Annotated in this window: 5 protein-coding genes; 2 read left to right on the top strand and 3 right to left on the bottom strand. The window is 73.3% G+C overall.

The window, feature by feature from the left end; genetic code table 11:
• The first annotated feature begins 93 nt into the window (after window positions 1-93).
• Window positions 94-996, top strand: coding sequence for an NYN domain-containing protein (locus AB0P24_RS23705; RefSeq protein ID WP_365797104.1), 903 nt, complete (start codon window positions 94-96; stop codon window positions 994-996).
• On the opposite strand, the gene AB0P24_RS23710 is transcribed toward AB0P24_RS23705, so the two are convergent.
• Both AB0P24_RS23710 and AB0P24_RS23715 read right to left on the bottom strand, forming a co-directional pair.
• Complete coding sequence (locus AB0P24_RS23710) at window positions 993-1874, bottom strand: alpha/beta hydrolase (protein WP_365797088.1); 882 nt, start codon at window positions 1872-1874, stop codon at window positions 993-995. The genes AB0P24_RS23705 and AB0P24_RS23710 overlap by 4 nt on opposite strands.
• Window positions 1875-2020: 146 nt before the next feature.
• Window positions 2021-4573 carry a DEAD/DEAH box helicase gene (locus AB0P24_RS23715; RefSeq protein ID WP_365797090.1) on the bottom strand — a complete coding sequence of 851 codons (2553 nt, stop codon included), beginning with the start codon at window positions 4571-4573 and terminating at the stop codon, window positions 2021-2023.
• Window positions 4574-5069: 496 nt separating this feature from the next.
• Here AB0P24_RS23715 and AB0P24_RS23720 point away from each other — a divergent pair, with 496 nt between their 5' ends.
• Complete coding sequence (locus AB0P24_RS23720) at window positions 5070-5816, top strand: ferritin-like fold-containing protein (protein WP_365797092.1); 747 nt, start codon at window positions 5070-5072, stop codon at window positions 5814-5816.
• Between the two features lie 111 nt (window positions 5817-5927).
• On the opposite strand, the gene AB0P24_RS23725 is transcribed toward AB0P24_RS23720, so the two are convergent.
• Entirely contained in the window at window positions 5928-6200 is a 273-nt protein-coding gene (locus tag AB0P24_RS23725) for a hypothetical protein (protein ID WP_181807052.1), read from the bottom strand.
• Window positions 6201-6413 lie beyond the last annotated feature (213 nt).

A 6413-nucleotide genomic window follows, 5' to 3' on the forward strand; every position in this document is an offset into this window, starting at 1 on the left:
AAGGAAATTTTTCGAACGTCTAATTACCGACCGGTAAGAGTCTGTACGAGACTGACCGGGACCGGTTGTGTTCGCAGCGTGACCGCCGGGACAATGGAGGCGATGAACGACGACCTCACCGCCCTCCAGGCCCGTATCGACCGCACGAACGAGCTGCTCACCCGCATGCTCGCCGAAGTGGCCAAGACGCCCTCGACGCACGCCATCTTCGTGGACGCGGGCTACCTCTACGCGGCCACGGGCCGGCTCGCCGCCGGGACGGAGGACCGCCGTGCCTTCGACCTCGACGCCGAAGGGCTGATCGAAGCGCTCATCGACAAGGCGCGCCAGATCTTCGCCGACAGCCGGCTGCTGCGCGTCTACTGGTACGACGGCGCCCGCCGCCGCATCCACACCGCCGAGCAGCAGGCCATCGCCGAGCTGCCCGACGTCAAGGTCCGCCTCGGCAACCTCAACGCCAACAACCAGCAGAAGGGCGTCGACTCCCTGATCCGCACGGACCTGGAGTCACTCGCCCGGCACCGCGCCATCAGCGACGCGGCCCTGCTCGGCGGCGACGAGGACCTGGTCTCGGCGGTCGAGGCCGCCCAGGGCTACGGCGCCCGAGTCCACCTCTGGGGCATCGAGGCCCCCGAGGGCCGCAACCAGGCCGAGCCGCTGCTCTGGGAGGTCGACAGCCAGCGCACCCTCGACCTCGAATTCTTCAAGCCGTACGTCTCCCGGCGCACCGCCCCCGCCTACGAGGCCGGCGCCACCAGACCCGCCCGTGAGGACGTCCGTTTCATCGGCGCGCAGATCGCCGCGAAGTGGCTGTCCTCGCGGGGCCGTGAGACGCTCGTCGAGCTGCTGCCCGGCCACCCCTACCTGCCGGGGTCCGTCGACCAGGACCTCCTCGTCGAGGCCGAGAGGATGCTCCAGTACTCCCTGCGCGGCCAGGCCGACCTGCGCCGCGCCCTGCGGGACGGCTTCTGGGAGCACCTGCAGGCGCAGTACTAGCCCGCGTCGGCGACAGCGTCCCAGAACGCGGCGAGCGCCTCGGCGGTGGCGGCGGGCCGGTCGGTGTTGGGCGAGTGCTCCGCCCCCTCGATGACCGTCCGGTGTGCCCGCAGCCGCAGCGCCATGTCGTCCAGCAGCGGTACCGGCCAGGTGTCGTCCCGGGCGCCCGACAGCACGTGGAACGACAGTGGTACGGCGGCCAGTTCCGCGACGCGGTCCGGCTCGGCGCACAACTGGCGCCCGGTGGCGAGGAGTTGGGCCGGCTTGTTGCCCAGCCAGCGGCGCCGCAGATCCTCGCCGTCCTCCGGCGTCTCCTCCAGCGCGTCCAGTTCCTCCGGTGCCTCCAAGGCCTGCATGGCCTCCCACACCTCGGCCATCGACATCACGGCGAGCGCGTCCCGCAGCAGCTTCACGCGCTGCTGCTGGGAGGGGGAGATCTGTGCCGGACCCGAGGCCATCAGGGTCAGCGAGCGGAACGGCGACCGGTCGAGGAGCACGGCCGCGCGTGCGATGTGACCGCCGAGCGAGTGCCCCAGCAGATGCACCGGCCCGCCGTCGCCGACCGCCGCCGCCTGCGCGAGCACGTCCCGCGCCAACTCCTCCTGGGCGTAGGCCGATTCGTCGTCCTCCGGACCGTCCGACTCGAACTGCCCGCGCCCGTCGACGGCGACCGTCCGGTACCCGCGCCGGCCCAGCGCCTCGTGCAGCCGGTTGAAGTCCTCCTTGCTCCCGGTGAACCCGGGCAGCAGCAGCGCGACCCCCCTGGCCTCCACCCCGGCGGCCACGGGTGCGTCGACGACGGCGAACTCACCCCGGTCGGTGACGAGCGTGTACGCGCGGGCACCGGCGGGCGGGACGAAGGTACGAGGCCTGCTCATGGGGGAGAGGGTAACCGGAGCGGGGTGACCGACCGGGATCCGGTGGGTGAATCCCGGCCCCGGCCCCGGCCCGAGGCACGCCGGGCCGTGCGCAAACGCCGACGGCCCGGACCACACGGGGTGGTCCGGGCCGTCGTGGCGTGCGCTCAGGCCTCGGGGGCCGCGGCGGTGACCTTCCGGGTGCGGCGGGCCTTCGGCTTCGCCTCGGTGTCGGCCGCCTCTTCGACGGACTCGGCCGTCTTGCGGGTGGCGCGTCGCGTCGGCTTGGCCTCCGGCTCCGCGGTGGCCTGCGCCGGGATCTCCGCCGTGGCGGCGGCTGCCGTCGCCTTGCGGGTGCGGCGCGGCTTGGCCTCGGTGGCCTCGGCGGAGTCGACGGCGGCCTCGGCCGCCTTCCGGGTCCGGCGCGGCTTGGGCGCGGCCTCAGCGGCCTCGGCCACGGCCTCAGCGGCCTCCGGGGCGACCGCGGCCGTCTTCCGGGCCCGCCGCGGCTTCGCCTCGGCGACCGCCTCGGCCGTCTCCGGCTCGGCGGCGGCTGCCGTCGTCTTGCGGGTGCGGCGGGGCTTGGCCTCGGTGGCTTCGGCGGTGTCCACCGCGGCTTCGGCGGTCGCGGCCGTCTTGCGGGTCCGGCGCGGCTTGGCCTCGGCCACCGTCTCGACCGCCTCGACGGCTGCCGCGGGGGCGGTCGTCTCGGGAGCCTCGGCCACCTTGCGGGTACGGCGACGGGCCGGGGCTGCCGGGGCCTCGACGGCCTCCGCCGGAGCCTGTGCGACCTCGGTCACGGGCTCGGCGGCCTTACGGGTACGGCGGCGGGGCTTGGCCTCGGTGGCCTCGGCGGTGTCCACCGCGGCCTCGGCGGTCGCGGCCGTCTTGCGAGTGCGGCGCGGCTTGGCCTCGGCCACCGTCTCGACCGCCTCGACGGCTGCCGCGGGGGCGGTCGTCTCGGGAGCCTCGGCCACCTTGCGGGTACGACGGCGCGCGGGGGCTGCCGGGGCCTCTTCGGTCTGCGGTGCCTCGGTCACCGGCGTCGCCTCCGCCACCGGCGCGGTCTCCGCGGACTTGCGGGTGCGACGGCGGCGCGGCTTCTCCGCCGCGGCGGGTTCGACCGCGGCGGGTTCGACCACGACCGGTTCGACGACGGCCTCGACCGTCTCCACGACGGCCTCCGGCGTCACGGTCACCGGAGCGGCGGCCGCCACCGGCTCCTGCGCCGCCCCGCTGCGCGTACGGCGACGGCGGCGCGGGGTCCGGGTGGCCGCCGGCTCCGACGCCGCGAGGGCGTCGGCGGTGGCGTCGGGCGACGCGGTCTCGGCGGCCGGCGCCGTGGACGCCGTACCGGAGGCCTGGTCCAGGGCCGTACCGCCGCGCGTGCGACGGCGGCGGCGGGGGGTACGGGCCGGACGCTCGCGCTCCTCGGAGCGGGCATCGGGGCGGGACTCGGCGCGGGACTCGGCGCGGGAGTCGGGGCGACCGCCCCGGCCACCGCGACCGCCCCGGCCACCGCGGCCGCCGGTCTCGCCCAGGTCCTCCAGCTCCTCCGCGTCGAGCCCGGCGCGCGTGCGCTCCGAACGCGGCAGGACACCCTTGGTGCCCGCGGGGATCTTCATGTCCTCGAAGAAGTGCGGGGAGGTCGAGTACGTCTCCACCGGGTCGTTGAAGCCCAGCTCCAGCGCCTTGTTGATCAGCTGCCAGCGCGGGATGTCGTCCCAGTCGACGAACGTGATCGCCGTACCCGACGCGCCCGCGCGGCCGGTACGGCCGACCCGGTGCAGGTACGTCTTCTCGTCCTCGGGGGACTGGTAGTTGATGACGTGGGTGACGCCCTCGACGTCGATGCCGCGCGCGGCGACGTCGGTGCAGACGAGGACGTCCACCTTGCCGTTGCGGAACGCGCGCAGCGCCTGCTCGCGGGCGCCCTGGCCGAGGTCACCGTGGACGGCGCCGGAGGCGAAGCCGCGGCGCTGGAGCTGCTCGGCGATGTCGGCGGCGGTGCGCTTGGTGCGGCAGAAGATCATCGCGAGTCCGCGGCCCTCGGCCTGCAGGATGCGCGCGATCATCTCCGGCTTGTCCATGGAGTGCGCGCGGTAGACGAACTGAGCGATGTTCGCGACGGTCGCGCCCTCGTCGTCCGGCGCGGTGGCGCGGATGTGGGTGGGCTGGCGCATGTACCGGCGCGCGAGGCCGATGACCGCGCCCGGCATGGTGGCCGAGAACAGCATGGTCTGGCGCTTGGCCGGAAGCATGTCGATGATCTTCTCGACGTCGGGCAGGAAGCCCAGGTCGAGCATCTCGTCGGCCTCGTCGAGGACGAGCGACTTGATGTGCTTGAGGTCGAGCTTCCGCTGGCCCGCGAGGTCGAGGAGCCGGCCCGGGGTGCCGACGACCACGTCGACGCCCTTCTTCAGGGCCTCGACCTGCGGCTCGTAGGCCCGGCCGCCGTAGATCGCCGTCACGCGCACGTTGCGGACCTTGCCGGCCGTCAGCAGGTCGTTGGTGACCTGGGTGCACAGCTCGCGCGTGGGGACGACGACGAGCGCCTGCGGAGCGTCGGTGAGGTCCTCGGGGGCGGCGCGCCCGGCCTCCACGTCGGCGGGGACGGTGACGCGCTCCAGCAGCGGCAGACCGAAGCCGAGGGTCTTGCCGGTGCCGGTCTTGGCCTGGCCGATGACGTCGGTGCCGGACAGGGCGACCGGGAGTGTCATCTCCTGGATGGGGAAGGCGGTGGTGATGCCGATGGCTTCCAGGGCCTCGGCGGTCTCGGGAAGGATTCCGAGTTCACGAAACGTCGTAGTCAGGGTGCTGCCTCTTCTGTGTGTCGCGGCGCGAGGCGAGCGCGGGGGTCTTTGACGGACCGTGCCGGGGACGTCGGCTGCCTTACGGGCGGGCCGTGGGGCACGCCGTAGTGCACGGGACCTCTGCCGACGCTCTAGCGCTCGTACCGCTGAGGGTGTGTCCCTCCGGTCGTCGTACGCACAGTGCCGTACGAGCCGGGAGGGCTGTCGGGTCGGAGCCGATCGGGCCACCGACCGGGCATCCTCATACGTGCGGCCTGTCGAGGTACGCCGAGATTCGACGGCGTACCAGCAGGCGCATTACCACCATACCCCGGAATCGTGCACATGTGATGGCCGATTTGGTCACGTCATGGTAGTCACAGTGGTTGACCAGGGGCTTCCCCGAGTCGACGGGCGGGCTATTGTGCGCTTCATGACGAGCTCTGACAAGCCTGAGACCGCCTCCGCCGAACCGACCGGTGTCGCCGCCCAGGACTGGGGGCAGGCGGCTGCCGACCCGCACTATCGTGCCGCGGTCGTGGACCTGCTCGGCGCGCTCGCGTACGGCGAGCTCGCGGCGTTCGAGCGCCTCGCGGAGGACGCCAAGCTGGCGCCCTCACTGGTGGACAAGGCCGAGCTGGCGAAGATGGCGTCGGCCGAGTTCCACCACTTCGAGCGGCTGCGCAACCGGCTGACGGAGATCGGCGAGGACGCCACGCAGGCGATGGAGCCGTTCGTCGCGGCCCTCGACGGCTTCCACCGGCAGACGGCGCCGTCGGACTGGCTGGAGGGCCTGGTCAAGGCGTACGTCGGCGACTCGATCGCCAGTGACTTCTACCGGGAGGTCGCGGCGCGCCTCGACTCGGACACCCGCGAGCTGGTGCTGGCCGTCCTCGACGACACCGGGCACGCCGGGTTCGCGGTGGAGAGGGTGCGCGCGGCCATCGACGCCGACCCGCGCGTGGGGGGCCGACTGGCTTTGTGGGCGCGGCGGTTGATGGGCGAGGCGCTGTCGCAGTCGCAGCGGGTGGTGGCCGACCGGGACGCGCTGTCGACCATGCTGGTCGGGGGTGTGGCCGACGGGTTCGATCTCGCCGAGGTGGGGCGGATGTTCTCGCGGATCACCGAGGCGCACACGAAGCGTATGGCTGCGCTGGGGCTGGCGGCGTAGCGCTCTGTGGGGGGTGGTTGCGGGGAGGCACGGGGCCTGCGGCCGGTGGGGGCTGGTCGCGCAGTTCCCCGCGCCTCTCGGGGCGCGCCTCGGCTCGGGGCGTTCGAAGAGCTACGCCGGGATCGATCGTCGGCGCAGGCGGCGGCCCGCCGGGCGGAGCAGCAGGGACAGGGACGCCGCCGAGACGATCGCCGCGCCCAGAAGAGTGACCAGGACCGCGCCGGGGCCGAGCGCGCTGTGGGTGACGAAGTCCCCGAAGAGGGCTCCCGCGACGCCCGTGGAGAACACCAGGGGGCGGGCCGGGAGCCGGTGGGACAGGCGGTTGGCCGCGGTCCACGACAAGGCCAGGCCGAGCAGTGCTGATCCAAGGACTTCCAGGAGCATCACGAGGGGTCCCTCCCACGGCCGGCCGGTGCTTCACGGTCGTAGCCCGTCATACCCGTGACCTGCGGAATGCAATCCTCCTCTGTGGACGACTTGTGGGCCACATGTGGAAGGCGGACACGGCGGAGGGGCCGGTACCGGGCTCCCAGGATCCGATGGAGACACAGGCGACCGTGACCTTGTCGAAGTACTCGAAGGCCCGGGCGATCCCGG

This window comes from Streptomyces sp. NPDC086519, from assembly GCF_040686075.1.
Taxonomy (GTDB): domain Bacteria; phylum Actinomycetota; class Actinomycetes; order Streptomycetales; family Streptomycetaceae; genus Streptomyces; species Streptomyces shenzhenensis.